General features: G+C 50.6%; 2 protein-coding genes. Both read right to left on the bottom strand.

Annotation, left to right across the window (positions count from 1 at the left end; translation table 11 throughout):
- Positions 1 to 339 precede the first annotated feature (339 nt).
- Complete coding sequence (gene der / locus ABGY95_RS10860; protein ID WP_347441703.1) at positions 340 to 1,779, bottom strand: ribosome biogenesis GTPase Der; 1,440 nt, start codon at positions 1,777 to 1,779, stop codon at positions 340 to 342.
- Between the two features lie 41 nt (positions 1,780 to 1,820).
- The coding region (locus ABGY95_RS10855) for a CDP-alcohol phosphatidyltransferase family protein (protein ID WP_347441702.1) at positions 1,821 to 2,165 on the bottom strand (345 nt) is incomplete at its 5' end.

The raw sequence follows: 2,165 nt of genomic DNA, 5'->3' as shown, positions 1-2,165 counted from the left end.
ATCAGAGAGTTTCTGAGCGACGTTGTAGTTGTAGCCTCCACTTGGTCACACATTACGCTTCAGCTCTCGTCTGATCGTTGAGACGTTACGTCCGATCGTTGAAACTATGGATGCGTTGGACTCGCCCTTGCGGCGTAGGATAGATATGGTATACCGCTCTTCGCTGCTCAGATGTTTATAGGTCATTTGGCACAGGCTCGGTTTTGAACGGTGGAGCCAGTGCTGATACTAGTCAGCATCTGGGCCGTTGTTCAAGTTAAGCGGTGCACTTCCGGTTTGAATCCAAGGTCTACAAAAAAGCATAGGGGCTGAGCCTAGAGGGAACTACAAGCAGAGAGTTTATTCATTATTGTCCGCAGCGCGACCGAGATCACCACCGCTGTGTGTTCCACCACCTTTGGATTGGTTGCGTGAGCGTATGGAGAAAACGATAGGCACTCCGAGGATGTCGTGTTGCTCTCGGATGCGGTTAGAGAGGTATTGCTCGTAGTGCTCGTGCATCAGTTTCTTGTCATTGACGAAGAGAATGAACTGCGGAACTGGGATCGCGGTGTACTTATCATTTACCACAGCAGTAGCGTACATGAGTTTGACACGCTTCTTGTATTTTTTGTGCTGTGATGGAGGCTTGACGTCGATCGCATCGTTGAGGAGTCGGTTCAGGCGGCCAGTTGTGATCGGGCTGCTAGCAGCTTGGCGGATCTTAGATATCTGATTGAAGATTTGGGATATGTGCTGGCCTTCTTTTGCTGAAACACATGCGTATGGAGCCCAAGATAGGAAAAAGAGCTCGGTGCGGATGAGCTCGATTGCTTCCTCGAGGCGTGCTTGGCGTGACCCACCAGGGTGGAAGAGGTCCCACTTGTTGAGCACGATAAGGCAGGGTTTGCGCTCTTCTTTGATCATTTTAGCGATCTTACGGTCCATTGTGGATATTCCTGCCGCGAGGTCGACTACGAGCAGGCATATGTCAGATCGGCGAATGGATTTCTCCGTACGCATCGCTGAGAATACTTCTACGGATGTGTCCATTTGCTGACGCTTACGCAGTCCAGCAGTATCTATTAGAGTGTGATTTTCTTCGCCCCAAGTGTATGGGATATCGATGGCGTCACGTGTGGTGCCAGCTATGTCTGAAACGATGGTGCGCTCGTCTTGGAGGATAGCATTGATCAGGGAAGACTTTCCCGCATTGGGTTTACCCACGATAGCTATCTTGAGACCTTCACGTGTGACTACTTCTTCGATTTCCTCTGCTTCGTCATTTGCTGCGACGAGTACTTTCTGGGCGGTAGTATCGATCAAGTCAGCTAGTTCGCCAAAGCCGCGACCGTGAGCTGCTGAGATTGCAAGGCCTGCCCCCAGTCCGAGACGGGCAAAATCGCCTACCATGAGTTCTTGTTCGAAGTGGTCAGCTTTATTGAGAATGAGGAAAACGGGTGGCTTAGCTCGGCGGAGTTTTTGAGCAAGCGCCTCGTCTGTGGCAGTGAGTCCCTCACGAGCATCCACCACGAAAAGAATCATGTCGGCCGAGCTCATAGCGATATCAGCTTCTATTGTGACTTGGTCGTGAAAGCCGTCGTCAAGTTCCATTCCAATACCACCAGTGTCGATGATGTCGCAAGGGATGTCAGTTATTTTGCACGGTGCGGCGATGCGGTCACGTGTGACACCTGGCTCATCGTGGACGATAGCAATACGGCGTTCGGCGAGTCTGTTGAAGATCGCTGATTTACCTACGTTTGGGCGGCCTACGATGGCGATGGTTGGTGTTTTCAAAATGTACTTATGGGTGAAGTGAATGTTCTGGCGGGGTGCTGTTAGCGCTTTATGTGATTGAGCTGCCGTATGCAGTTGAGGCTGTAGGCCCAAGAGGACCAAAGTGTCAACACTGCTGCAATGATTGTTGGATACAGCGGTGACCAGGGTACGACTTTTAGCATGACCCAGCCTAATGTAAATAGCTGGGCTATAGTAGTTGCTTTGCCGCTCCAGTGGGGATTGACCTCTAGTTTCTTATTGAGTGACAAAATCATGGCGCAGCCAATGCCGATACTTACATCCCGGGCCACTACCATGATTAAATACCACATTGGTATAATCCAGTCAGCCTCCCCCCAAGGCACAAAGGAAAGTGTGACTAGCCCTGTGAGCATGAGAACCTT

Source organism: Rubritalea sp. (assembly GCF_039830215.1).
In the GTDB taxonomy this organism is placed as follows: domain Bacteria; phylum Verrucomicrobiota; class Verrucomicrobiia; order Verrucomicrobiales; family Akkermansiaceae; genus Rubritalea.
Note: the sequence above shows the minus strand (reverse complement) of the source record. Positions and strands in the feature narration are given on the sequence as shown.